The sequence below is a fragment of the Acinetobacter sp. CAU_H_78 genome (assembly GCF_058599365.1).
Genome location: NZ_CM178652.1, coordinates 1842297 through 1867937 on the forward strand (window position 1 = coordinate 1842297; position 25641 = coordinate 1867937).

At 43.4% G+C, this 25641-nt stretch carries 28 protein-coding genes; 16 read left to right on the forward strand and 12 right to left on the reverse strand.

Translation table 11 applies throughout. From position 1 onward, the window contains the following. Positions 1–63 precede the first annotated feature (63 nt). Together AC4MCD_RS08915 and AC4MCD_RS08920 are read right to left on the reverse strand one after the other, a co-directional pair. Entirely contained in the window at positions 64–1137 is a 1074-nt protein-coding gene (locus tag AC4MCD_RS08915; RefSeq protein ID WP_419365587.1) for an NAD(P)H-dependent glycerol-3-phosphate dehydrogenase, read from the reverse strand. Between the two features lie 33 nt (positions 1138–1170). After that, on the reverse strand, positions 1171–1749 hold the full coding sequence (locus AC4MCD_RS08920) for a nitroreductase family protein (protein ID WP_004782456.1): 579 nt from the start codon (positions 1747–1749) through the stop codon (positions 1171–1173). A gap of 265 nt (positions 1750–2014) precedes the next feature. Between AC4MCD_RS08920 and AC4MCD_RS08925 the strand changes: the two genes are divergently transcribed. After that, positions 2015–2392: a hypothetical protein gene (locus tag AC4MCD_RS08925; protein WP_034170065.1), complete on the forward strand. Its 378-nt coding sequence runs from the start codon at positions 2015–2017 to the stop codon at positions 2390–2392. Positions 2393–2452: 60 nt separating this feature from the next. On the opposite strand, the gene rhlB is transcribed toward AC4MCD_RS08925, so the two are convergent. Together rhlB and AC4MCD_RS08935 are read right to left on the reverse strand one after the other, a co-directional pair. Then, entirely contained in the window at positions 2453–3604 is a 1152-nt protein-coding gene (rhlB, locus tag AC4MCD_RS08930; protein WP_004782458.1) for an ATP-dependent RNA helicase RhlB, read from the reverse strand. 96 nt (positions 3605–3700) lie between these two features. Next, positions 3701–3916 (reverse strand): cold-shock protein, encoded by a 216-nt coding sequence (locus AC4MCD_RS08935; RefSeq protein ID WP_004782461.1) that lies wholly within the window; start codon positions 3914–3916, stop codon positions 3701–3703. 382 nt (positions 3917–4298) lie between these two features. On the opposite strand from AC4MCD_RS08935, the gene AC4MCD_RS08940 reads away from it, so the two are divergent. The 6 genes from AC4MCD_RS08940 (at position 4299) to AC4MCD_RS08965 (ending at position 8113) form a co-directional block, all read left to right on the forward strand. Beyond that, on the forward strand, positions 4299–4532 hold the full coding sequence (locus tag AC4MCD_RS08940; protein ID WP_175968201.1) for a sulfurtransferase TusA family protein: 234 nt from the start codon (positions 4299–4301) through the stop codon (positions 4530–4532). 141 nt (positions 4533–4673) lie between these two features. Further along, positions 4674–5543, forward strand: coding sequence for an RNA polymerase sigma factor RpoH (rpoH, locus tag AC4MCD_RS08945; RefSeq protein WP_004782464.1), 870 nt, complete (start codon positions 4674–4676; stop codon positions 5541–5543). Positions 5544–5678: 135 nt separating this feature from the next. Then, positions 5679–6044, forward strand: coding sequence for a DUF423 domain-containing protein (locus tag AC4MCD_RS08950; protein ID WP_284879274.1), 366 nt, complete (start codon positions 5679–5681; stop codon positions 6042–6044). Positions 6045–6083: 39 nt separating this feature from the next. Next, positions 6084–6281 carry a sulfur carrier protein ThiS gene (thiS, locus tag AC4MCD_RS08955; RefSeq protein ID WP_005235073.1) on the forward strand — a complete coding sequence of 66 codons (198 nt, stop codon included), beginning with the start codon at positions 6084–6086 and terminating at the stop codon, positions 6279–6281. Between the two features lie 17 nt (positions 6282–6298). Further along, positions 6299–7081 (forward strand): thiazole synthase, encoded by a 783-nt coding sequence (locus AC4MCD_RS08960; protein WP_034702140.1) that lies wholly within the window; start codon positions 6299–6301, stop codon positions 7079–7081. A gap of 306 nt (positions 7082–7387) precedes the next feature. Beyond that, positions 7388–8113: a hypothetical protein gene (locus AC4MCD_RS08965; protein WP_491875923.1), complete on the forward strand. Its 726-nt coding sequence runs from the start codon at positions 7388–7390 to the stop codon at positions 8111–8113. A 40-nt stretch (positions 8114–8153) separates the two neighbouring features. Here AC4MCD_RS08965 and AC4MCD_RS08970 read toward each other — a convergent pair whose 3' ends face one another. From AC4MCD_RS08970 to gstA, 3 genes are all read right to left on the reverse strand, one after another. Then, on the reverse strand, positions 8154–8465 hold the full coding sequence (locus AC4MCD_RS08970) for a putative quinol monooxygenase (protein ID WP_484459647.1): 312 nt from the start codon (positions 8463–8465) through the stop codon (positions 8154–8156). Between the two features lie 15 nt (positions 8466–8480). Then, positions 8481–9062 (reverse strand): NAD(P)H-dependent oxidoreductase, encoded by a 582-nt coding sequence (locus AC4MCD_RS08975; RefSeq protein WP_491875924.1) that lies wholly within the window; start codon positions 9060–9062, stop codon positions 8481–8483. Between the two features lie 158 nt (positions 9063–9220). Beyond that, the gene (gene gstA, locus AC4MCD_RS08980) at positions 9221–9832 is read right to left on the reverse strand and encodes a glutathione transferase GstA (protein ID WP_323713997.1); all 612 of its coding nucleotides are present in this window, start codon (positions 9830–9832) and stop codon (positions 9221–9223) included. Between the two features lie 216 nt (positions 9833–10048). On the opposite strand from gstA, the gene AC4MCD_RS08985 reads away from it, so the two are divergent. Both AC4MCD_RS08985 and trmB read left to right on the forward strand, forming a co-directional pair. Next, positions 10049–11494, forward strand: a complete 1446-nt coding sequence (locus tag AC4MCD_RS08985) for a SulP family inorganic anion transporter (protein WP_419374918.1) — start codon at positions 10049–10051, stop codon at positions 11492–11494. A 150-nt stretch (positions 11495–11644) separates the two neighbouring features. Further along, on the forward strand, positions 11645–12361 hold the full coding sequence (gene trmB, locus AC4MCD_RS08990) for a tRNA (guanosine(46)-N7)-methyltransferase TrmB (protein WP_125279238.1): 717 nt from the start codon (positions 11645–11647) through the stop codon (positions 12359–12361). A 44-nt stretch (positions 12362–12405) separates the two neighbouring features. On the opposite strand, the gene AC4MCD_RS08995 is transcribed toward trmB, so the two are convergent. From AC4MCD_RS08995 to AC4MCD_RS09015, 5 genes are all read right to left on the reverse strand, one after another. After that, complete coding sequence (locus AC4MCD_RS08995; protein WP_491875925.1) at positions 12406–13182, reverse strand: Rossmann-like and DUF2520 domain-containing protein; 777 nt, start codon at positions 13180–13182, stop codon at positions 12406–12408. Positions 13183–13265: 83 nt separating this feature from the next. Further along, the gene (locus AC4MCD_RS09000) at positions 13266–14063 is read right to left on the reverse strand and encodes a thioesterase family protein (RefSeq protein WP_491875926.1); all 798 of its coding nucleotides are present in this window, start codon (positions 14061–14063) and stop codon (positions 13266–13268) included. Between the two features lie 62 nt (positions 14064–14125). Then, positions 14126–14797 carry a class I SAM-dependent methyltransferase gene (locus AC4MCD_RS09005; protein WP_491875927.1) on the reverse strand — a complete coding sequence of 224 codons (672 nt, stop codon included), beginning with the start codon at positions 14795–14797 and terminating at the stop codon, positions 14126–14128. Between the two features lie 242 nt (positions 14798–15039). Then, positions 15040–16728 carry an AMP-binding protein gene (locus tag AC4MCD_RS09010; RefSeq protein WP_491875928.1) on the reverse strand — a complete coding sequence of 563 codons (1689 nt, stop codon included), beginning with the start codon at positions 16726–16728 and terminating at the stop codon, positions 15040–15042. A 97-nt stretch (positions 16729–16825) separates the two neighbouring features. Beyond that, positions 16826–17461, reverse strand: coding sequence for a TetR/AcrR family transcriptional regulator (locus AC4MCD_RS09015; RefSeq protein WP_004782481.1), 636 nt, complete (start codon positions 17459–17461; stop codon positions 16826–16828). Positions 17462–17607: 146 nt separating this feature from the next. On the opposite strand from AC4MCD_RS09015, the gene AC4MCD_RS09020 reads away from it, so the two are divergent. From AC4MCD_RS09020 to AC4MCD_RS09050, 7 genes are all read left to right on the forward strand, one after another. Next, the gene (locus AC4MCD_RS09020) at positions 17608–18780 is read left to right on the forward strand and encodes an isovaleryl-CoA dehydrogenase (RefSeq protein WP_004782484.1); all 1173 of its coding nucleotides are present in this window, start codon (positions 17608–17610) and stop codon (positions 18778–18780) included. 35 nt (positions 18781–18815) lie between these two features. Beyond that, complete coding sequence (locus tag AC4MCD_RS09025) at positions 18816–20417, forward strand: carboxyl transferase domain-containing protein (RefSeq protein ID WP_313398439.1); 1602 nt, start codon at positions 18816–18818, stop codon at positions 20415–20417. Between the two features lie 12 nt (positions 20418–20429). Beyond that, positions 20430–21224, forward strand: a complete 795-nt coding sequence (locus AC4MCD_RS09030) for an enoyl-CoA hydratase/isomerase family protein (protein WP_180139268.1) — start codon at positions 20430–20432, stop codon at positions 21222–21224. Positions 21225–21243: 19 nt separating this feature from the next. Then, on the forward strand, positions 21244–23238 hold the full coding sequence (locus AC4MCD_RS09035) for an acetyl/propionyl/methylcrotonyl-CoA carboxylase subunit alpha (RefSeq protein ID WP_491875929.1): 1995 nt from the start codon (positions 21244–21246) through the stop codon (positions 23236–23238). Beyond that, positions 23235–24137 carry a hydroxymethylglutaryl-CoA lyase gene (locus AC4MCD_RS09040; RefSeq protein ID WP_491875930.1) on the forward strand — a complete coding sequence of 301 codons (903 nt, stop codon included), beginning with the start codon at positions 23235–23237 and terminating at the stop codon, positions 24135–24137. Before AC4MCD_RS09035 ends, AC4MCD_RS09040 begins: the two co-directional genes overlap by 4 nt. A 100-nt stretch (positions 24138–24237) precedes the next feature. Beyond that, complete coding sequence (locus AC4MCD_RS09045) at positions 24238–24942, forward strand: CoA transferase subunit A (RefSeq protein ID WP_491875931.1); 705 nt, start codon at positions 24238–24240, stop codon at positions 24940–24942. A 2-nt stretch (positions 24943–24944) separates the two neighbouring features. Beyond that, on the forward strand, positions 24945–25583 hold the full coding sequence (locus tag AC4MCD_RS09050) for a CoA transferase subunit B (protein ID WP_004782495.1): 639 nt from the start codon (positions 24945–24947) through the stop codon (positions 25581–25583). The last annotated feature ends 58 nt before the right edge of the window (positions 25584–25641 follow it).

Sequence of the window (25641 nt, forward strand, 5' to 3'; positions counted from 1 at the left end):
TATTTATTTGGTCGCTACGATCATCAGTCAGCATCATAATCATAGCGCTTCCTGTGTTATAGATCAGACTTGATGATGTGGCAAGACAAATTCGACATCACTGCGATGACCATTTTTCATCAAGGATAAAGCGATCGTCAGCGGCGGTGCTCCTTCAAAGATCACTTCATACAAAGCAGTTGTAATCGGCATATACACATCCAGCTCTTCTGAACGCGCTTTTACCTGCACAATCGTGTTAATCCCTTCCGCAGTCTGCCCCAGTTCAGTCGTTGCCTGTTCTAAGGTTTTACCCTTACCTAATGCATAACCGACCTGATAGTTACGACTCAGCGGACTATTACAAGTCGCAAATAGATCACCTACACCTGAAAGCCCCAGGAAAGTCAGCGGGTTTGCACCCAGCTTGACTGCAAATCGGCTCATTTCAGCTAGCGCACGGGTTAGAATCATACTCTTGGTATTTTCACCGACATTATAGGCAGCCGCCATTCCCATCGCGACCGCATAAATATTTTTCAGTGCACCACCGAGTTCTACACCATGTACATCATCACTGGCAAAGACACGAAATAACGCACTATGGAGTGCCTGTTGCACTGCATAACGTACCAGTTCAGATTTACTGGCAATCACCGTACCTGCCGGCTGACCTGCGACAATTTCCTTGGCCAGGTTTGGACCAGACAGCACACCATAAGGCACTTCCGGTAATTCTTCACGAATGATGTCACTCATAAAGCTGAAGGTATTGGCTTCAATCCCTTTTGTCAGGGAAATCACCGCTTGAGATGTGATAAAAGGCTTGATCTGCTGCAACACATCACGGAAAGAATGGCTTGGAATCGCGACTAGAATAATATCGCGATCACGAACAGCCTTCTCCAGATCGGACACAGCAAGCAGATTTTCTTCCAGCTTAAAATCCGGTAGATAGCGTTTATTGATATGTGTTGCATTAATATCTTCAGCTACTTCCGGATCACGAATCCAGATCATGGTATCGCAGCCATTTCGAACCGCGGTATTGGCCATCGCAGTACCAAAACTACCACCGCCTAAAACTGTAATTCTTAAAGCCGTATTCTGGTTGACCGCCACCGGTTCAATCAAATCGGTAAAATTTAATTCTGACATCTTATTTTCTAATATCCTGTGTCTTGAAATGCCTTAGTTTTGATTCCAATAACTTACATAATTCTGGGTCTGGATTTCAGCACGTGGTGCAATCGCTTTTGCCGCCGTACCGATATAGATAATGCCAGAAACCAGATCATCTTTACCAATACCGAGCGACTGCTTGAAAAATTTTGATTCTACCACTGCGCCACTACGCCACATGGTTGAAAAACCTTGAGCCTGTAAAGACAGCAGGAAGTTTTGGATAGCAGCACCTGAACTCAGAATCTGTTCAAAATGTGGCACTTTAGGATGATCCTGCAAACGGGTTAATGCCAGTACCAGCAAAGGTGCACGAAAGGGATGATTCTTGACCCGTTCAATCTGGGCTGATTCAGTTTGACCCAGATCTATCAGTGCTTGCGATAATAGTTCGCCAAACGCTTCTCGTTGTGCATCCGGGATGATCACAAAAGTGGTAGGTTTTAGCCGGTGATGATCTGGTGCTGTCAAAGCAGCTTTAAATGCCAATTCTAACTGTTCGGCATTCGGCGCAGGTGCCAGCAAATGTCCTATTGATTGACGTTGGTGAATATTTTGATGAACGATGTCGACCACAGATTCCGTCATTGCTTTATAGATCTATAACTTAAAAACTACGGTCAAGATTAGCATATTCCACTAGCAATACTCTAGAAACTTGCAATGACCTTTACCTTGAAAATATTTAAGGAAGATTACAATATTTTCCGTGGAATCAATAAAATGTCTCTTTCATTCACTTTTCTCTCATAGAGCAACATCAAAAATTGCCAAACTTATACAACAGCTCCTAATTCTGTGCTTTTTACTGTGTTTCAATATTCCCAGTTCTGTTTTCAAGCGAGATTTTATGATGAAAAAAACAATTGCGATCAGCGGATTAGCAGCTTCAGCTCTACTTTTAACTGCCTGTGCATCTAACCCGACTTCAGTAGCGGTTCAAAAGGAAAATAATCAGTTTGAAGTAACAGGATTAGGTAAAAACCAGTTGACCTCTAAAAATAATGCAGTAAATGCGGCCAGCAAAACCTGTGGCTCTAAAGCTACTGCGATTATTCTGGATGAAAAAACTTCTTATGATGGCGCACTAAAAGGTGTAGTCGATGAACAGACTGGACAAATGATTCAGGCTGCTGCGACTGTATTAGGCAATATTGCCGGCACCAATACCGGATTGAACCAGAATGATGATTATCAGACTGTTTTAACGTTCCGCTGTGAAGCCAAATAAGTTTCAATATATACAGTAATAAAAAACCGCTCTTTAAGAGCGGTTTTTTTGCGGTTTAGATTAGCAATAGCCTTCTAAACGGGTCAGCGGTAATTTCTGTCCAATCGCTTTTTCAATCTCTGGCAGATAGAAGGCATCATCTTCAGCCAGGAAACTGATACTTACACCACGCGTTCCCGCACGACCAGTACGACCAATACGGTGTACATAATCATCTGACTGTTCAGGCAAAGTAAAGTTAATCACATGAGATACGCCGTCTACATGGATACCACGACCTGCAACGTCTGTCGCAATCATGATGTTATGTTTACCATTTTTGAACTGGTCTAACATTTTCAGGCGTTTGTCTTGGGCAATTTCACCTGACAGCATTACCACCTTATAACCATCACGTTTTAAATGATCATAGAGCTTACGCACCTGATCACGACGGTTAGCGAAAATCATGACCTTTTCAATCGGCTCATCACGCAGAATGTCTTGCAGCAATTTATATTTATCTGCCTTCGCGACCATATACACACGCTGTTCAACGTCGGCATTAGTTTTCTTTTCCGGCTCAATTTCAACAGTCACCGGTTCAAATAACCATTGTTGTGCCAGATTCAACACATCATAGCTAAAGGTTGCAGAGAACATCAGCGTCTGACGCTGCTCTTTGCGTGGCGAGAAACGCACGATACGTTTTACTGATGGAATAAAGCCCATATCCAGTAAACGGTCGGCTTCATCAATCACCAAGAATTCGATCTGATCCAGCCAGACTTCTTTTTGCTCGACAAAATCAATCAGACGCCCTGGAGTAGCCACCATGATATCCACTGGCGCTTTATCCAATTGAGCTTTCTGCTTGTCAAAATCCACTCCACCCAGAAGTGTTACCACACTCAGGTCAGTAAACTTGGTCAGCTCATGTGCATCGCTTTCAATCTGTAATGCCAGCTCACGAGTCGGTGCCAGAATCAAAGCACGCGGTTCACCACGATAACGCTGTTCTTTTACCGGATTATTCAGCAAATCATTAATCACGCTAATCAGGAATGCGGCAGTTTTACCCGTACCCGTTTGTGCACGACCAATAGCATCATGTCCTGCCAAGGTGAATTTTAAAACCTTCTGCTGAATCGGCGTCATGGAAGTAAAGCCTAAAGCATCAATTGCCTTTTTCAGTTGGGGATGTAAATTTAAGGTTTCAAAACCAGATGACATAAAGCGCTGCTCTAATTTGATAATCACTAAGATGGAATAGTATAAACAAAAAACGCCCCAATTTATATTGGGGCGTTTATTAGCTTAATCCGAAGATTAGTCTAATGGTTGAACTTCTTCAGCTTGAAAGCCTTTTTGGCCTTTAACTACACTGAATTCAACACGTTGGCCGTCACGAAGTGAACGGTGGCCTTCGCCTTGAATAGCACGGAAATGAACGAATACGTCATCACCGCCGTTGCGTTGAATAAAGCCGAAGCCTTTAGTGTCGTTGAACCATTTAACTACGCCTTGTTCACGAGCAGCTGTCATAAGTTAATCCTCATTGATACTAAAAAAAGGACCACCCGGTGTTGCAAACAGCAGAGCAAACAAGTTTGAAAATATTATTTTTAAGCTTGTAATCATTCTGTAAAACTATTAACAAAATCCCGGTTACATCCATTGTGTATAGGGCGAAAAACAATCAATTTGTTTATCTAAAATCCTAAATACGCAACGAGCTTAACATGGGTTTATGACAATTAATAGATATTTTTTAGCTTTGTTCCTTTTGATTTAGTTATTTTTTTCACAAAATATATCAGAAAAATTATATATATTATTTCATGTAACTTTTTAGCCAAATAGTTGGGTTTTGGCATCCTATTTGCTAATATTTATAGCCTTTTTTGCGATATGAATAAAAACGGAAATGAGTGATAACCACGGTCAAGCGCATATTATTGATGCCATGGGTAAACCCTGTCCGATGCCGCTCCTGATGTTAAAGCGTGCATTAAAAGCAGATCAGGGCAAAACATTCTTGCTAAAGTCATCAGATCCACATAGTCAAACTGATGTTACACGGTATTGCCAAATGCATCAGTTAAAATGCGAATCTCAACAGATTTCTGCAACTGAGTATCACTACCTGATTGAATCTTAAAAATTTTCAATTAAACTGGATGCTCTCCATACTCGTATAAAAGTTTACATTTCTCTACCCAAATATCCATTATTTGAGGAGAGTTTGGATTAAGATAAAACCTAGTTAAGGGTTAAATCCCCCGCACTTCAAGGAGAACACATGAGTGACAGCCGCAATCAATTGATGCCCCTGTCATTATCGGCGCCAGGTGTCAATCTTGGTGCTTATATTAGCACTGTCAATCAAATTCCTATTTTAACGGCTGAACAAGAAAAAGAGTTAGCTGAACGCTATTACTACGACCAGGACCTGGACGCAGCAAAAATGCTGGTCATGTCTCATTTGCGTTTCGTGGTACATATTGCACGTAGTTATGCAGGTTATGGTCTGCCTCAAGGTGACCTGATTCAGGAAGGCAACCTTGGCTTGATGAAAGCCGTTAAACGTTTTGACCCGAGTATGGGCGTACGTCTGGTGTCATTTGCGGTGCATTGGATCAAAGCTGAAATTCATGAATATGTAATTCGTAACTGGCGTATTGTCAAAATTGCGACCACTAAAGCACAACGTAAACTGTTCTTCAATTTACGAAGCCTGAAAAAGTCTTCTAAAAAGTTAACGCTTGAAGAAGCTCAGTCGATTGCCAATGACCTGAATGTAACACCAGAACAGGTACTGGAAATGGAAGGCCGATTGACGGCTTATGATGCAGCATTTGAAGCATCAGGTGACGATGATGATGAAAATTCAACTCACGTTGCTCCAGCGCTATATCTGGAAGACAACCGTTATGATCCGGCACGTCTGATTGAAAATGAAGACTATGAGGAACAAAGCACCTCTGCCCTACATGAAGCGATGGAACAGCTAGATGACCGTTCCCGTAATATTTTGCAGCGTCGCTGGCTGGATGATGAAAAGTCAACCTTGCATGAACTGGCAGCTGAATATAATGTTTCCGCCGAACGTATTCGTCAGCTTGAAAAGAATGCAATGGAAAAAATCAAAGTAGCAATGTCTTCAAACTGATGAGTTGAATTTACCTCCTGCTCATCTTTGAAAAAGCCTTCATATATGAAGGCTTTTTTGTCTTTTAATGCCGTGTTTCAGCCTGGGCTTTTATGCTAAGGTTAAGTGCAAACTTTATTGGGAAGATCAATTCAAATGTGGGTTGCGATTTCAGCACTGAATCTTGCGCTTGCAGTCATGCTCGGCGCATTTGGTGCCCATGGTTTAAAGACTCGAGCGACTGAAGCACAGTTGACCTGGTGGCAAACGGCCACAGATTATTTCTTTTACCATGCTCTTGGCTTACTTATTCTAGCAGTCATCAGCCGTGTGATTCCTGAATTGCCAATTAAATGGAGTTTTCTCCTAATTCAGGCGGGGATTTTCCTGTTCTGTGGCTCACTCTATGTCATGGCACTGGGTCTGCCGCGCGGTTTAGGTGCAATTACGCCAATTGGTGGTGCCTTAATGATTGCTGGCTGGTTAATTCTGGCTTGGAATGCCGTAAAATACCTCAAATAGGTCTGATGCTTTAATCAATAATCATGGAGGGTTGCCAAGATGTTGGTGTATATCAATGGCGAACAACAAGAAACTCAATGCAAGAATCTGCTGGAACTGGTTCAAAGTCTGGCGCTTGAGGGTAAGCGCTTTGCAGTTGAGGTCAATGAAATGATTATTTCTAAAAGCAGATTGGGTGAAACGCCCATTTGCGAAGCGGACAAAATAGAAATTATTCACGCAGTCGGTGGCGGCTAATAACACTTGGAACAATTATGCAAGATTTATTACAGATCGGTTCACGCCAATTCCAGTCTCGTCTTTTAGTAGGCACAGGCAAATATAAAGATTTAAATGAAACAGATCAGGCCATTCAGGCCAGCGGTGCAGAAATTGTAACGGTTGCTATTCGCCGGGTGAATATTGGCCAGCATCCGGACCAACCGAACCTGCTTTCAGTGGTTCCACCAGAAAAATACACCATTTTGCCAAATACTGCGGGCTGTTTTGATGCCAATAGTGCAGTACGCACCTGTATGCTGGCACGTGAACTCTTGGATGGTCATAACCTGGTAAAACTGGAAGTTCTGGGTGATGAAAAGACCCTTTATCCAAATATTACCGAAACCTTGAAAGCAGCGCGTACCCTGATTGATGACGGTTTTGAAATCATGGTCTATACCTCAGATGATCCGATCGTGGCACAAGAACTGGAAAGTATGGGCTGCGTAGCAATCATGCCTTTGGGCAGCCTGATCGGTTCTGGTCTGGGGATTCTGAATCCGCATACCATTTCGATCATTAAAGAAAATGCCAAAGTGCCTGTGCTGGTTGATGCGGGTGTCGGTACTGCCAGTGATGCAGCAATTGCCATGGAACTGGGCTGTGACGGCGTACTGATGAATACGGCGATTGCAGCAGCACAAAATCCGGTCTTGATGGCCTCTGCGATGCGTAAGGCGGTTGAAGCAGGTCGTGAAGCATTCCTGGCCGGCCGTATGCCACGCAAACGCATGGCGAATGCCAGCTCACCTGAAACCGGTTATTTCTTTAAATAATAATCGAGGCTAGAGGCCCAAAAAATTATTTAAATCATGTCGATCTGTTCAGGAGTTTCCAGCAAACTCCTGAACTTTTAAATTTAGATACCAAAGTTAAATTTGAAGATAATATTAAAAGTTCACGTCTTGGTTTGGATTATTTCAAATAGAAAGTTCATATCTAATAGTTGAATTTATAAAAAAGCTTTAAAGTTCACCATAAATATCTATCCAATATTCAAAGAGATGACTTAACCTATTTTGTTAAACTTATCACTCAGCTTTGATCATCAATAAAATTATAAATAAAAGGAATTTAAGCCGATGCTTCATCAGATCAAACTGTCTTTCCTATTTAGTACCCTGCTGTGTATAGCATTTACACAAAGTGCATGTGCAACACCTCAGACAGGCAGTTCTCTAAAATCAAGCTATCAATCTTTTGTTCCGAAAAACTGGAAAATTTTAGAAAAAGCGCAAGGCGATTTAAATCAGGACGGTCAAGCAGATCTCGCGCTGATTATTGAAGATACTAATCCCGAAAACCTTGTTGCAAATGCAGGTGTAGGCAATCATGTTCTGAATACCAACAAACGAAAACTTTTGATTTTATTCAAGCAAGAAAATGGTTATCAGCTTGTAGCTAGTAATACTACTTTGCCAAGCGAAGGTGATGTTGAATCACCTTGTCTCGCTGATCCACTTGGTGAATCCGAAGCCTTAAGCATTCAAAAAGGTGTACTTCGGGTTCATTTACATTACTGGCTAAGCTGTGGTTCATGGTATGTCACCAATCATACTTATACCTTTCGATACCAAGATAATGCTTTTAAATTGATTGGCTATGACGTAGATGATTTTCACCGTGCCTCGGGTGATAGTACAGCACGGAGTATTAACTTTTTAACAGGTAAGGTAAAAACTACAACAGAGGAAAATGAATTTGCAGAACAGACGCAACCTGCCAAAGTTCAATGGTCCATCTTAAAACACCGCTACGCACTGAAACTTGAACAGGTTCAATTTAATCAGTCACAAGAGTTCAAATAAAATTAAATATTACAAACTCTTTCAAACTGAGAATTACAGCTTAAAGTGCTTCTAAAATTCGAATCTTTACGCTCGCAACCGCACCTTTAGTGGCTTTAGCATGTTGCTGCATATTTACACTATGCATGTGGGTTTCCAGATGCTGAATACTTTCCCATTTTTCAAACATCATGATTGAAAAAGGCACTTTGGTCTGTAATCGGCTCTCAATCTCTGGATGATCAATATAAACATCATAAAGATGACAGCCTGGCTCTTGTAATACCTGTGTGCGGATGTTGTTAAATGAATCCAGCACTGTTTTCATATCTTGTTCCGAATGACAGATGATTTCAGCAATAACGGTTAGCATGGTCATATCTCCTGATTAAGCAAAAATTTGAGTTAAATGTTCACGATACTGTGCGATATACGCTTCAACTTCAGGGGCTTTAATTACATCATTCACAATAAATGTCGGTAAAGCCTGCATCCCCAGGAATTGGTTGGCTTTATGAAAAGGTAGGTAAACGCCATCTACACCCACGCCATGAAAAAACTGCTCGGTATCCGTAAACGCATCCATGGGTGCATTCCAGGTAAGAGATAACATATAGTTTTTATCGTGAATCAGGCCACCTGAGCCATATTTTTTTGAAGCATCTGAACGTGAGCGACCATCATTTGCATACAGGCTGCCATGCCCTTCGGTAAAAACATCATCAATATACTTTTTTACTGGCCACGGCGCACCCATCCACCAGCCTGGCATTTGGTAAATGACCGTATCTGCCCAGAGGTATTTTTCCACTTCTGCTTTTGCATCATATTCACTATCAGCACGAGTCACCTGAACCTGATACCCCAGCTTTGTTAATACTTCTTGTGCCAGTTCGGCCAAAGTATCATTTAACTGACCATTCGAATGGGCAAAAGCTTTAGCACCATTAATTAATAAAATATTTTTCATAGGAAGAACCTGAAACCAAAAATTTATGCAGGCACTATATAGACTCTGCTTATTGCTAAAAAGTAGTAAATCTGCAAATCATTATTGACTAAATATCAATAATCACTTTGAAAGCAATAAAAAAAAGCGCCCTATGGCGCTTTTTCAAAATTTTGAGATTAAGGAATCAAACCTTCATCACGCATTGCAATCTGTACAGACTGACGTTCTGCAACCTTATTGCGGATATGAATAATATTTTTATATGAACTCAGATCATGTTCAATCTGGTTCGACCAGTTGGTCAGAACAAACAGGTAAGCATCTGCCGGACCGAAATTATCATCGACCAGATAATCATTGTCCGATTCACCAATGGCCTTATCGATATAACTCAATAAACGGTCAATTTCTGCATAGGCTTTTTCTTTGGCTTCATCTGATAATTTTCCAGTGAAGAATACAGCATAAGCATCATGCAGTTCTGAGTTGAGATAACCTAACCACTCCAACACTTTGGCACGTCCCATGCCAGAAGGTGGAATCAGATCTTGTTTTGGATCGTGTTGAGCAAGAAACGGTAAAATTGCAACATTTTCTGTAAGAATTAAACCCGGATTAATTTCTAATGCTGGTACATAACCCTTTGGGTTAATTTCGTAATAATCTGCACCTTTTTCTGTTTTATGGGTTTTTAAGTCAACACGTTCCAAATCAAAATCGACATTAATTTCATTTAAAATAATATGAGCTGCCAAAGAGCACGCGCCTGGCGAATAGTAAAGCTTCATTTCTGATCCTTGTTATACACTTCTCAATGTTTTAAATCGCTTCTGACAAACTTTCAAGTGATCAAACCTGTAAATTGCAAAAAAGCGTAACTGTCATTCAGCACAGTTACATATCCAATATTGAGGAATTTACAGGCTTTTGCAAGTCAATCTTGTGTAGATTTTTATCTGTATCTGTTTAAGATACGCAGGTTCTCAAAATTTAGATGATATTTCGTGATTAACCTGAAAAAAGAAGAATGGTTTTCCAATATCCGGACTGATGTACTGGCAGGTCTGGTGGTTGGACTGGCCCTGATTCCTGAATCTATTGCCTTTTCTGCGATTGCAGGTGTCGATCCGCAAGTCGGCTTATATGCCTCTTTCTGTATTGCCGTGTCCATTGCCTTTTTCGGTGGTCGTCCTGCTATGATTTCTGCGGCGACTGGTGCAATGGCACTATTGATGATTACGCTGGTCAAGGATCATGGATTGCAATATCTGCTTGCAGCTACGATTTTGACTGGAATCATTCAGGTGATTGCTGGCTTTTTTAAAGTTGCCAAACTGATGCGTTTTGTGTCGCAGGCTGTGGTGTATGGTTTCTTGAATGCCCTCGCGATCCTGATTTTTGTGGCACAAATCCCGGAAATTAACCGGATGGACAGTACGGGTTATCTATTCATTGCAGTAGGTTTGGTAATCATCTATCTGTTTCCTTATATCCCGAAAATCGGTAAAGCCATTCCATCACCTCTGATCTGTATCATCGTGCTAAGTGCACTTGCGTTATTGCTTGGTGCGGATATACGCACCGTGAGCGATCTGGGACAGTTTCCAGATACCTTACCCGTCTTTCTTCTTCCAGAAATTCCACTAAATCTGGAAACTTTGCAGATTATCCTGCCTTATTCCTTTACTTTAGCCACTGTAGGTCTGCTTGAAAGTATGATGACGACTACAGTGATTGATGAAGTTACTGGAACTGAAGGTGATCGACATCAGGAATGTCGTGGTCAGGGTATGGCCAATATTGTCAGCGGTTTTATGGGCGGAATGGCCGGTTGTGCCATGATTGGTCAGTCGATTATCAATGTCTCTTCAGGTGCACGTACCCGTTTATCCACTCTAGTGGCTGGGGTGTTTTTACTATGTCTGGTGGTCTTCCTGAAAGACTGGCTGGCTTATATTCCTATGGCAGCACTGGTAGCCATTATGATTATGGTATCATTTACCACCTTCCAGTGGGGTGCAATCAAACAGTTTGGCAAGCATCCGCTAGAATTTAATACCGTGATGATTGCTGTGATAATTGTCGTGCTTGCTACTCATAATCTGGCGCTCGGTGTATTTGTCGGTGTATTGCTCTCTGCTCTGTTCTTTATTAATAAGCTGGAAAGAACTGTACATATATCGACTTATTTGCATAAGCCTAATTCACGTAGCTATATAATTTCTGGACAGATCTTTTTCAGCAGTACAGAAAAGTTCTACCAGTTCTTTGATTTTAAAGAAAAACTGGATCATGTTGAGCTGGATCTGACGCATGCACATATCTGGGATGTGACTTCAGTAAATATGCTCAATAACGTCATCCAGAAGTTTAAAGCCCAAGGCATAGACGTGACTGTGATTGGTTTAAATGAAGCCAGTAGCACTTTAATCGACCGTTTTAGTACCTGATCAAGCTTGATCTATAAAAGAGCCAACTGGCTCTTTTATTTTGTCTGAGATATCTGGCTCGATTTTTATGGAGAAATACCGAGAAAAGTTTGACTTGCACCGCTCAGGACTTAAAATACCGCATTCTGAATTTTTAGATTTGCCAAAATTATGTCGAACGATCAATTAGACCAGCAAGTCGTGGAGCTGGACAATTTAAGCGAGCACCGTGAAATTGTGACGTTTATGCGCCGCTCAGCGCCATTAAATACCTCTCAACGTACTGCGCTTGAACAATATGGTCACTTAATTTTGGAATATCCGGTAGGTGATTTGCGTCAGTATTTTGAACATCCTGAACGTCCGCTGACTGTAGAAATCGGTTTTGGTATGGGCCGCTCTCTGGTACTCATGGCTAAAGCGAATCCAGAGCGTAACTTTGTCGGAATCGAAGTGCATGTACCGGGTATTGCGCAGTGCGTGTATGAAGCAGGTATGGCTGGCGTGACGAACTTACGTGTATTGGATGCTGATGCGATTCAGGTACTTCGTGAAATGCCAGACAATAGCATCAACACCGTTCAGCTGTATTTCCCTGATCCATGGCAGAAAAAACGTCACTTTAAACGCCGTTTTGTATCTCATGACCGCATGCCATTGGTTGAGCAAAAACTGGAACTTGGCGGTACTTTCCATGCTGCAACAGACTGGGAACCGTATGCTGAGTGGATGCTGGAAGTTCTAGAAGAACGTCCACGTTTAGAAAACCTGGCAGGTAAAGGCAACAGCTACCCTCGCCCTGAATGGCGCCCACAGACCAAATTTGAACGTCGCGGAATCGAAGCTGGCCACAAGATTAATGACTTTATCTTTAAGAAAATTTCTTAATATCTATAAGTCTAAAAAGCGCTGATTATTCAGCGCTTTTTTTATTAGGTCTGATGGCGTTCTAAAATCTGCTGACTGAATAATTTATATACATCTGCCAAGTCTTGTCGCTGAGACTGCTCTAGCATCTGCTGATGCATATTCAGAATATTCTGATCACCACGCATCGCAGGTCCAGTCTGCCCCTGGCGTGGATCATTTTGCGTCGCTTTATGGGCTGTTTCCAGAATCAATGGATAAAGCAGGCTAAAGTCTACCTGCTGTGCATCTACTACCTGCTTGGCCATGTCATAACAGTAGTTGCTAAAATTGCAGGCAAACACCGCAGCTAGATGCAAGCTCAAACGTTGTTCTGAACTATATTGATAAACTCGTTTACTTAGGCTATTTGCTAAATGAATTAGAATTTTTTGATCTTCTGGATCAGATGCTTCAATAAATAAAGGCGTATTTTCCCAGTCAATTTCACGTTCCAGACTAAAGGTTTGTAATGGATAAAAGACGCCAGACTTTGCATGTACATCTGCTAGAACATTCAGGTGAGTACTGCCCGAAGTATGGACAATCAGTACATCTTGCGAGTAAGGATGGACTTGTTTGATGACATTAGCAATTGATTGATCACTCACGGCAATGATCATCAAATCTATAGACTGATTCAGATTTTCAGGTTGAGCGATGGCTTGCGCTTTAAATTGATCAGCCAGTTGCTGTGCTTTATCCAGAGTCCGGCTGTAGATCTGTACAATCTCATATTGTGCTGACAATGCACGGGCAAGATGATAAGCCACTCGCCCTGCCCCAATGATACTAATCCGCATTCATCAATATTCCTGAACCATTGCGCACAGCATGCCAATAAAAAAAGGATGAATCAATTCATCCTTTTGCTTTTGAATCAGTTTTAGAATTTACGTAAGGTCAGAATCTGTTCACTGCGACCGAAAGGCCCGTGAATATCATGCAGCACACCACTGGTGAGGCCAATCCCATCTTCACCATACTGTTGCACCACTTCCAGCCCCAGCCATTCACCTTGCGGCAGACGGTACATATGAATCTGTAAATCCAGATTTGGAAATCCCCAGCCCGCATTTGGATCCTGACGCGGCACAATGCCATTGGCGGTATCTACCATACCAAGTAAACGACTAAAATCTGTAGTCGGTTGTCCTTCTACCATATCCAATGAATTTCTAAGCCAGACAATGCCTTTGCCTGCACGATGGTCGGCATGTGCACGGGTTTCAATACTTTGAATATAACCACCCGGCCAGCAACTCATACCCTCCCAAACCGGTAAAGAATCAGGGTTTTCAATCGGAAAATCTTCAATACCTGCAATGGTCCGGCTATCCGAAGTCAGCATCCTCCAGGCACGAGCAACGATACAGGTTTTTCCATTGGCACACATTTCCGCCTCAATCAGTTCAATAGTTTTGCCAGGACGGATCATGCGTGTAGTAATAGAAAATTCACCAAATGCAATCAGCCCAAAAATATCCAGTCCAACCCGGCCAATGCGCATTTCTGATCTAAGCTGAAACTGTTCTAGTTCAACACATAGAATACCGGTTGCTGGCGCCATGTGCTGTTCATGAGGATTCCACGCACCCTGAGCATGAATATTGGAACGATAATAGGCAGTAGTACTGCCATCTGTATGCTGCTCGCGCTGGATCAAACTATAATATGCTGACATTCTTCTTAAACTTCCTTGATTATTCTCTTAAACTTTAAAATTCATATAAAGTTTCATGATCTTTATTTTCTAAGTAAAAAACCATAATAATTCATGATTTGACTATAAATTTTGCGCTGTTTAAATCCGACTTTTGTTAAAAGTTCATTTGAATCTTCCGCTGAAATCAGAAAAAAGTCCTGCTGCAATCTGGCCAGCATATTTTCGCTTTGCTGCACACTAAGTCCGGTTTGCTGTGCCATTTTTTGCATCACCTTTAATTCATTCTCACCTTCTGGCTGCATCAGATCATAGGTCAATGCGATCCGGCCAGCTTTAAGGCTCTGATAGATAGCCTGAAAAAAATCAGATTTCTGAGGTTCAGGAATAAAATGGGCGACTAAAATAGCAAGTGCAGCATCGAAAGTATCCTGCTGATCCAGTTCCTGAGTGGTGCACTTTATAAACTGAACTCGTTGTTCAGCTCCAATAGAAGCCAGATGCTTCCTTGCCTGCTCAATCATTGCAGCGGAAGGATCAATCGCAGTAAATGTCCAGTTTGGATGCTGCTGCAATAAATAAGATAGCTCATAACCAGTTCCACAACCGACTACTAAAATATGTGCAGTTTCTTGAAGTTCAATGCTGAGTATTGCTTCAATCTGCTGATGCACCAGTTCATAGCCAGGAATCAGTTTACGGATATGATCATCATAACTTGCGACCACCACTTCACTGTGAAAGTTTTTTGCCATCTGTTTACTCTGATTTATATAGAAATAGATTTTTATCTATTTAAAGAAATTGCTAAATACATGACCTCAATTTGCAAGATGGATTCTTCTTCCATTGTGCAGGTGCTTCGTTACTTTGACTGGGCAAAGTAACCAAACCCCTCTGTTTCATTGATATGGCATCCTTGCCATACAATGAAACGGCGACATCCATGCCGCCAGGTCATCTGATCAAATACTATTTAAACTTAGCTTTAATTAATTTAAGCAATCTCTTTTAAATTTAATTCTTCACGCATAAATTCACGCAACTTGAACTTCTGTGCCTTACCTGAAGCTGTCATCGGGAATTCATGGAAGAAACGCACATAACGCGGCACTTTGTTATGCGAGATATGCTCGGCACAATACTGGCGAATGGCTTCTTCGGTACATGGGTCATTTTCATGCAAGATGATGCAAGCACAAAGCTCTTCACCATATTTATGGTCTGGCACGCCAATCACCTGCACATCCGACACCGCTGGATGGGTATAAAGGAAATCTTCAATTTCTTTCGGGAACAGGTTTTCACCGCCACGAATCACCACATCCTTGATACGACCCTTGATTTTGACAAAGCCTTCATCATCCATTTCAGCAATATCACCGGTATGCATCCAGCGCGCAGCATCAATGACTTCCTGCGTCTTGTCCTGGTCCTCCCAGTAACCCAGCATCACGGAATAACCACGCACACAGAGTTCACCCAATTGACCGCGCGGCACCACCTTGCCATTTTCATCGACAATTTTAACTTCCAGATGCGGATGGACACGGCCAACTGTACTGACACGACGCTCAACACTGTCTTCTGTTGAACTTTGTGCACTTACCGGTGCTGTTTCAGTCATGCCATAACAGATGGTAATTTCGGACATATGCATCCGCTCAATCACGCGCTGCATAATTTCCTGCGGACACGGGCTACCCGCCATAATGCCGGTACGCAGGCTCGTCAGATCAAACTCATCAAACTGTTCATGTTCCAGCACAGCAATAAACATGGTCGGTACGCCATAAGCTGCCGTACATTTTTCTTGTTGAATGGCTTTTAGGGTTTCCAGCGGATTAAATACGGCAGACGGATAAATCATGGCTGAACCATGGGTAATACAGGCCAGATTGCCCATTACCATGCCAAAGCAGTGGAATAGTGGAACAGAAATACAGACACGGTCTTCTGGACTTAAGTGAATCGCCTCACCCACGAAGTAACCATTATTTAAAATATTGTTATGGGTCAGCATCGTACCCTTAGGGTTACCTGTGGTGCCTGACGTAAACTGGATATTGATGGTTTCATCGAACTGCAAATCAGTGGAGATCTGTTGCAGCTGTTCCAGTTCTTGAGCACTTGGTGTAGGCATTAAATCCTGAAAACGATGAATGCCCGTATGCTGCTGCTCATCAATTTTAATGACATGCTTTAAATGTGGGAGACGCTCTGCATTCAGTAATTTATTTTCAGCCTGTTTTAATTCAGGCGCAATTTTGGTCAGGATTTCCTGATAGTCCGTGGTTTTAAACTGCGATGCAATGACCAGTCCCTTACAGGACACTTTATTCAGGACATATTCCAGCTCATTGCTTTTATAGGCCGGATTCAGGTTAACCAGAATAATGCCTGCCTTGAAAGCTGCGAACTGGGTAATAGTCCATTCCACACAGTTCGGCGACCAGATCGCCAGACGGTCACCTTTTTGCATACCCAATTTCAGCAGCTGACAGGCAAAGGCATTGACCTGATCCTGTAGCTGCCGATAACTCAGGCGTATGTTCTGATGCATACTGACAACTGCATCGCGATCTGCATATTGTTCGCAAGCCTGATCAAATTTTTCACCAATCGTCATGCCCAATAAAGGCTGGCTACTGGTTCCATAGGCATAGCTTAACCGTACTTGTGTCATTGAATCGATCTCCTTGATTCTTTGTAATTCTGATTTTCAACTTTACTAATTGTTTTATGACCACGACGACCTTGTCTATGTGCCTGTTTTTGTGCGTCTATGCTGCTGAATTTCCCTCCTGTCGATGTACTGCGTTAACACAAAAATCGGCAATCTGTTTGACAAAGTGATCCTTGTAGTTCTGATCAAACATCACATTACGGGACGGATTCAAAGGTTCAATCACGACAAAGGTCATGGCACCCACCACGCCCAAAGCTGCCGTATTTAAATCTTCAAACTCGAACTCTCCATTCACCTTTCCTTCGGCCAGGATTTCCTTAATGCTTTGTTTAAGCAGCTGTTTACTGCGAAAACGCTCATGTTCCATTTCCGGATCAACCGGTTCAAACATAAGTGAATACGCCAACTGGGGGCTATTCATGGCACGTTTCACAAAAGTTGTAACAGATTTTTGCAATTTCAGTTTTGGCGACAAATCCGACCCGGCAATGGAAACAAGAATTCCAACTTCGTGCTGAATCGCTGCCGACAAAACCTCAATCAAAATCTGGCTTTTGTTTTCAAAATATCGATATACCAGCCCTGTAGAAACGCCTGCGCGTTCTGCAATCGCCTGAATCGACGCCTCTTTAAAGCCCCCTTGAGTAATCAGTTCACGAGCAGACTGTAAAATCGACAAACGATTTTGTTCCATTCGTTCCTGCATCAGTGATGATCTTTTATAACTCATAATCTTATTCTCAACCAGATAAAATGAATTGTAAATCATTTTGTGAATATAGGTTCACTTTTTTAATTTTTCGTTGTATGTTAAAAAAACAAGCACAACAAAAATGCTTTTGGACACAACAAATATAATCTCAGGATGGATGAAGAATGAATTTACAAAGCTTAGATTTCGGTTTGGATGAAACTCTTATTGCGCTTCGTGATTCAGTGGCCGCATTTTGCGCCAAGGAAATTGCCCCAATTGCCCAGCAAGTTGACCGTGACAATGAATTCCCGGCTCACCTCTGGAAAAAATTTGGTGATATGGGCCTACTTGGTTTAACGGTCAGTGAGGAATATGGCGGTACCAATCTGGGGTATCTGGCCCATATTATTGCCATGCAAGAAATTTCCCGTGCTTCAGCATCCATTGGTTTGTCCTATGGCGCCCATTCTAACCTATGTGTAAACCAAATTAAGCGAAATGGTAATGAAGAACAAAAACAGCGTTACCTGCCAAAACTGATTTCTGGCGAATATGTCGGTGCATTAGCAATGTCTGAGCCGAATGCCGGATCAGATGTGGTCAGCATGAAACTGAAAGCTGAAGATAAAGGCGATCATTATCTACTCAACGGCTCCAAGATGTGGATCACTAATGGTGGTGATGCCGATGTACTCGTCGTCTATGCTAAAACCGATTTACAAGCTGGCGCCAAAGGCATGACTGCCTTTTTGGTTGAGAAAAATATGCCAGGTTTTAGCCACGGCACCCATTTGGACAAACTGGGTATGCGCGGTTCCAATACCTATCCCCTGTTTTTTGACAATGTCGAAGTTCCGAAAGAAAACGTGCTTGGCGGTGTCGGCAATGGGACTAAAGTTCTGATGAGCGGTCTGGACTATGAACGTGCGGTTCTCAGTGCTGGTCCATTAGGCATTATGGATGCCTGCATGGATACTGTGATCCCTTATATTCATGACCGTAAACAGTTTGGTCAGGCACTGGGTGAATTCCAGTTAATGCAAGGCAAAATTGCTGACATGTACTCTACCTGGCTGGCATGTAAGGCCCTGGTGTATGCCGTTGGTGCTGAATGTGACAAGGCTGATCATAGCCGTAGCCTGCGTAAAGACGCTGCCAGTGCCATTTTATATGCCGCTGAAAAAGCGACCTGGATGGCAGGCGAAACTATTCAGACCCTAGGTGGTAACGGTTATATCAATGAATTTGCTGCAGGCCGTTTATGGCGCGATGCCAAACTCTATGAAATTGGCGCCGGTACTTCCGAAATCCGCCGCATGCTCATTGGCCGTGAGCTCTTCAACGAAACAGCCTAAACATTAACACTTAGAATAAGACAAGGATGTTCGTCATGAATCAGTTACAGAGCAAAATCAATATACGTAGTGAAGAGTTTAAGACCAACCAGGCTGCCATGCTGCAACTGGTGGATGATCTTAAACAGAAAGTAGAAAAAATTGCCTTGGGTGGCGGAGAAAATGCCCGCCAGAAACATCTGGATCGCGGCAAATTACTGCCGCGTGAACGGATCAATCATTTAATTGATCCAGGCACGGCTTTTCTGGAAATCGGTCAACTGGCTGCCTATCAGGTTTATCAGGATGATGTTCCTGCAGCAGGTGTGGTCGCAGGTGTGGGCCAAGTGAATGGTGTGACCTGCATGATCGTGGCCAATGATGCCACAGTCAAAGGCGGTACTTATTATCCACTTACGGTGAAAAAGCATTTACGTGCCCAGGAAATTGCCGAACAGAATCATTTGCCCTGTATTTATCTGGTCGATTCTGGCGGTGCTTATCTGCCTTTACAGGATGAAGTATTCCCGGATCGTGATCACTTTGGCCGTATCTTTTACAATCAGGCACGTATGTCGAGTCTAGGTATTGCCCAGATTGCTGTAGTGATGGGTAGCTGTACAGCCGGTGGTGCTTATGTGCCAGCGATGTCAGATGAAACCATTATTGTGCGCAATCAGGGTACTATTTTCCTTGGCGGCCCTCCTCTGGTGAAAGCAGCTACTGGTGAAGTAGTTTCCAGTGAAGATCTAGGCGGTGGTGATGTACATACCCGTTTATCTGGGGTTGCCGATCATCTGGCAGAAAATGATGAACACGCAATTGCCATTGCCCGCAACATTGTGGCGAACCTGAACAAAAAGCCAAACAAGACCGCAGATGAAATCGAAGCACCGCGTTTTGACAGTTCAGAACTGTACGGCATTGTGCCAAGCGATGCACGTAAACCGTTTGATATCCGTGAAGTGATTGCGCGTATTGTCGATGGCTCACGTTTTGATGAATTCAAGGCACGTTTCGGTACTACCCTGGTCACTGGCTTTGCCAAGCTCTATGGAATGCCAGTCGGGATTATTGCCAACAATGGAATTTTATTCTCTGAGTCTGCACAAAAAGGCGCGCATTTTATTGAATTATGTACCCAGCGCAATATTCCGCTGATCTTCCTGCAAAACATTACCGGCTTTATGGTGGGTCGTCAGTATGAAAATGAAGGTATTGCCAAAAATGGTGCCAAGCTGGTGATGGCCGTCGCGACAGCCAATGTGCCTAAACTGACTCTGGTGATTGGCGGTTCTTTTGGTGCCGGTAACTATGGCATGTGTGGCCGTGCTTACTCACCACGCTTCATGTGGACCTGGCCAAACTCACGTATTTCGGTGATGGGCGGTGAACAGGCCTCTAGCGTATTGTCGACTTTGAAACGCGATCAGATTGAGCAAAAAGGTGGGGCTTGGTCAGCTGAAGAAGAAGACCAGTTTAAACAGCCGATTCGTGATCAATACGAGCGCCAAGGCCATCCTTATTATGCTTCTGCGCGTCTATGGGATGACGGTGTCATTGACCCAGCGCAATCGCGTGAAGTCCTGGCCCTAAGTCTGGCTGCAGCGATGAATGCACCAATTCAGCCAACCAAATTCGGCGTGTTCCGCATGTAAGAGGCGACAAAAATGGACTATCAATTTTTACAGCTCGAGCAGCAGAATCAGGTGGCAACTGTCTGGATTAATCGTGCTGAACTGCACAATGCGTTTAACACCCAAGTCATTGAAGAGTTACATGCCTGCTTCCAGTCTTTAAATCAGCGTGATGATGTACGTGTAGTGATTCTGGCAGGCCGAGGTAAAAGCTTTTCTGCGGGTGCGGATCTGAACTGGATGAAACAGGCCGGTCAGGCCTCACAGGCAGACAATGAAGCTGATGCCCTAAAACTGGCAAAAATGCTGCAAAGTCTGGCGACATTAAAACAACCGACGATTGCCCGTGTCCATGGAATTGCTTTTGGCGGCGGTATGGGTCTGGCATCCGCTTGTGATATCTGTATCGCCAGCACCGATGCCAAGTTTGCTACATCGGAAGTACGTTTAGGATTGGCTCCTTCAACTATTAGCCCTTATGTGATTCGTGCAATTGGCGCCCGTCAAGCGTCACGCTATTTCCTGACTGCTGAGCGAATCTCAGCTGAACAGGCGAAAACCATTGGTCTGGCACATGAAGTGACTGCACCAGAACAGCTCGACAGTAAAATTGATGAGATTGTGGAAGCACTCTTACTCGGTGGACCAGCAGCGCAAAACGCTTCAAAACAGCTGATTCAACTGGTCGATCAGCAGGTTCTGACTGAAGATTTGCTGCTTAAAACCGCACAGCATATTGCCCATGTTCGCCAGGGAGATGAGGCGAAAAATGGACTGAATGCATTTTTAAACAAACAAAGCCCGGCCTGGATCAAGACCACGGCATAACAACAAGAAGGATCGTAGGATGTTTGAAAAGATTTTAATTGCCAACCGTGGTGAAATTGCCTGTCGTGTAATTCGTACAGCGAAAAAGTTAGGCATCGCTACTGTTGCCGTATATTCCGATGCCGATGCACAGGCACAGCATGTGAAACTGGCAGATGAAGCCATCCATATTGGTGAATCGCCTGCTGCACAAAGTTATTTACAGATTGAACGTATTATTCAGGCAGCTAAAACTACCGGTGCTCAGGCCATTCATCCAGGTTATGGTTTCCTGTCTGAAAATGACCAGTTTGCTCTGGCCTGTCAGGATAACAACATTGTCTTTATTGGTCCGCCAGTGGATGCAATCTTAGCAATGGGTCTGAAAGCGACCTCTAAAGCCTTAATGGAAAAAGCCGGTGTACCGTTAACCCCAGGCTATCATGGTACCAATCAGGATGCCGATTTCCTGAAACAACAAGCCGATAGTATCGGCTATCCAGTACTGATCAAGGCTAGTGCCGGCGGTGGCGGTAAAGGCATGCGTCTGGTTGAACGTAGTGAAGATTTCCTCAGTTCACTCGCTTCCTGTAAAAGCGAAGCACGTTCCAGCTTCGGCAATGAAGATGTGCTGATTGAACGTTATGTGGTGCAACCACGTCATATTGAAGTTCAGGTCTTTGGTGATACACATAGCAATTATGTGCATCTGTTTGAACGTGATTGCTCCGTGCAGCGTCGTCACCAGAAAGTTCTGGAAGAAGCACCTGCACCAAAAATGCCTGAAGATAAACTTGAGGCGATGCGCCAAGCCGCAATTGATGCTGCACGTGCAGTAAATTATGTTGGTGCCGGTACAGTCGAGTTCATCGTTGAACAAGACGGTACTGCTTACTTCATGGAAATGAATACCCGTCTACAGGTTGAGCATCCGGTCACTGAAATGATCACCGGTCAGGATCTGGTGGAATGGCAGTTACGTGTCGCATTTGGTGAGCCTTTACCGAAACAGCAACATGAATTACAGATACACGGTCATGCACTCGAAGCCCGTGTTTATGCCGAAGAACCAGAAAAAGGCTTTATTCCTGCTATTGGTCAGATCAGCTACCTGCATTATCCGGAGCAAAATGACCATGTGCGCGTTGATAGTGGCATTGTCGAAGGCGATGAAATCAGCACCTATTATGATCCGATGATTGCCAAACTGATTGTTTGGGGCAAAAACCGTGAAGCTGCTTTAACCCAGATGCATCATGCCTTGGGTCAGTTTCATGTCGATGGTCTTGGCAATAACATCGCTTTTCTTGATCGCTTAGTATTATGTGATTCATTTAAAAATGCCCATCTCGATACTGGCCTGATTCAACGTGAAGAAGAGTTTCTACTCAAACCATCTGCTGATATCAGTGCAGAATTAGTGGTCACTGCAGCCTTGGTTGAGCTGTTATCTCGTATGGCTCAAAACCCGACTAGCAATAATCCAGTTTGGCAACAAAAGGCATTTTGGCGTCTGAATCAGCAAAATAGCTACACAATTAAATTGCAATGTAATGACATTTTACGTGTGGTGAGCTTTAAAGCGCTAGAAAATAGCTTCCTGGCAAATTATGAAGGCCAGACACTCACCATCCAGGGTGAACTGCTCGATCAACACCTACTCCAGTTAAATCTTGCAGGTCAGCAGCAGAAACTCGCATTTAGCCAGACTGAGCATGGCATTACCCTGTTCCAGAATGGTCAAAGCTACAAGTTCAATTATTTGAAAAATGACTTTAATAGCCAGGATGAACAAGCCACTGAAAACAATCTGACTGCGCCAATGCCTGGCGTGATTACTCAGGTTCTAGTCACGGCAAATGACAAAGTAAAAAAAGACGATGTACTGCTGACTTTGGAAGCAATGAAGATCGAATATACCATTCGCGCTCCGCATGATGGCATTATCGCAAACTCATACTTCCAGAAAGGTGATCAGGTTAAAGCGGGTGATGAACTGGTAGAGTTTCAGCCGCTAACGGAGGAAGTTGCATGACAGATTTCGTTAAAATCGTAGAAGTCGGGCCACGTGATGGCCTGCAAAATGAAAAAACACCTTTAACGCTAGACGACCGTAAAAACCTGATTCTCGACCTGATGAAAACAGGTTTGCAAGCGATTGAGGTCGGTTCCTGTGTTTCAGCCAAATGGGTCCCACAGATGGCAGATAGCGACGCGCTATTTGCCAGCTTGCCTAAAGATCCGAATATTCAGTTCAGTTTGCTGACGCCAAACATGAAAGGTTTTGAATCAGCGCTGGCTGTGGGTTGTAAAGAAGTTGCGGTATTTACCGCAGCTTCTGAAAGCTTTACTCGTAAGAACATCAACTGCTCGATTGATGAAAGCTTTGAGAAGTTTGCAGATGTGATGGCCGCTGCCAAAGCTAATGATGTAAGGGTTCGTGGCTATGTCTCTTGTATGGTGGACTGCCCTTATGAAGGTGCAATTGATCCGAAGCAGGTCGTAAAAGTTACGCAGCGTCTACTAGATATGGGCTGCTATGAAGTGTCATTAGGTGAAACCATTGGTACGGCAACTCCGGATCGCGTGAAGAACGTCTGGGATGCTTGTCTTTCAGAAATTGATAATAAAGTGCTGGCTGGCCATTTTCATAATACCTATGGTATGGCCATCGCTAATATTTACCAGTCATTGTTGCAAGGGATTCGGGTATTTGACTCCTCTATTGCCGGTCTCGGTGGCTGTCCTTATGCCAAAGGCGCTTCCGGCAATGTTTCAACTGAAGACCTGTATTACCTGCTTTCCAAGATGGGCTTTGAAACCGGTATTCAGCTGGATGCCCTGATGCAGGCCAGCCGTAATATCAGTGAGGTTCTACAACGCAATAATCCCTCCAATTATGCCAATGCCTATTGGCAAAAAGCCTGTGCTTAAAAACTTGAAATAGCCGGACACTCTATAAGTCCTCATGGATAGAAATCAGCAGATCTTTAGATAACAGAGATCTGCAAGAGAAGAATAAATCGAGGTAAAAATGTCAAATAAAGTGTATGACAGTGCAAAAGCCGCTTTAGACGGTGTGGTCCAGGATGGACATACCCTTGCGGTAGGCGGTTTTGGTCTATGTGGTATCCCAGAAGCCCTCATTGCAGCTTTAAAAGAAACCGGTGCCAAAAATCTGACCTGTATTTCTAATAATGCCGGTGTCGATGGCTTTGGCTTGGGTCTATTGCTGCAGACCAAACAGATCAAAAAAATGATTTCTTCTTATGTCGGTGAGAACAAGGAATTTGAACGCCAATACTTAAGCGGTGAACTCGAAGTAGAATTGACTCCACAAGGCACGTTAGCGGAAAAATTACGTGCCGGTGGTGCAGGTATTCCCGCTTTCTATACCGCGACTGGTGTCGGTACCGTCATTGCTGAAGGTAAAGATGTCCGCGAATTCAATGGCAAGTCTTATATTCTGGAAGAATCCTTAACTGCTGATGTGGCTTTAGTCAAAGCCTACAAGGCCGATAAAGCCGGTAACCTGATTTTCCGTAAAACTGCCCAGAACTTCAATCCGGTCTGTGCCATGGCTGGCAAAGTGACCGTTGCTGAAGTCGAAGAAATTGTCGAGATCGGTGCCCTTGATCCAGATGAAATTCACCTTCCAGGCATTTATGTGAACCGGATTGTACTCAATACCCAACCGGAAAAACGGATTGAACAGATGACTTTAAAGGCGGAGGCTTGATCATGGCTTGGACACGTAATGAAATGGCGCAGCGCGCCGCACAGGAACTTGAAGATGGTTTCTATGTCAATCTGGGTATTGGTCTGCCAACCTTAGTCGCCAACTATATTCCAGAGAATATTAATGTCTGGCTACAGTCTGAGAATGGTCTGTTGGGTATTGGAGAATTTCCAACAGCCGATACTGTGGATGCAGACCTGATCAATGCTGGCAAACAGACGGTAACTGCCCGCAAAGGTGCTTCTTTCTTTTCCAGTGCTGACTCCTTTGCCATGATCCGTGGCGGTCATGTCAATATCGCCATTCTGGGGGCTATGGAAGTCTCAGAAAATGGTGATCTAGCCAACTGGATGATTCCAGGCAAGAAAGTCAAAGGCATGGGTGGTGCCATGGATCTGGTCGCAGGTGTGCAAAAAGTTGTGGTGCTGATGGAACACTGCGCTAAAGATGGTACGCCTAAAATTGTCTCACAATGTAGTCTTCCGCTTACTGGCCAGGCCGTAGTGAACCGGATTATTACTGACTTAGGTGTATTGGATGTCACACCTGAAGGTATTCAACTTGTAGAACTGGCACCCGATGTCAGTTTTGATGAAATTCAGAAAGTCACCGGCGTACCTTTACTCCGTAAAGCAGCCTGATTTTTCCCAACCCTTAAAATGAAAATTTTTAAGGGTTTCTTTTTGGCTGAAGAAAGCC